We start from the raw sequence: 238 nt of genomic DNA, 5'->3' as shown, positions 1-238 counted from the left end.
TCGCTTTCCGGAGGGAACGGCCTCAGCTAACCGATTCCTCCTGCTGTCGGAAGCGCTGGATCTTCGCCTCGTTCTGATCCTCCCGGAGTCGAGATCCTTCGATGCCGGCATCTGGCAGTGCGTTTCACGTGCCTGGTTAGGACTTCACGATCAGCTTTCATACAGATAGAACCTTCCCAATAAAACGTTTCGATGTTAAATAGGGATGTCAGTCCTTCATCGAATTCATGATAAACGT

Annotated in this window: 1 protein-coding gene; it reads right to left on the bottom strand. The window is 50.8% G+C overall.

From position 1 onward, the window contains the following. Positions 1–26 precede the first annotated feature (26 nt). Positions 27–238, bottom strand: a 212-nt coding sequence (locus HCN83_RS18290; protein ID WP_205774764.1) for a hypothetical protein, incomplete at its 5' end; no start/stop codon positions are given.

Origin of the sequence: Alkalicoccus luteus, from assembly GCF_012034335.1 — a bacterium.
Classification (GTDB): domain Bacteria; phylum Bacillota; class Bacilli; order Bacillales; family Salisediminibacteriaceae; genus Alkalicoccus; species Alkalicoccus luteus_A.
This window is presented reverse-complemented; position numbering and strand designations above follow the sequence as displayed.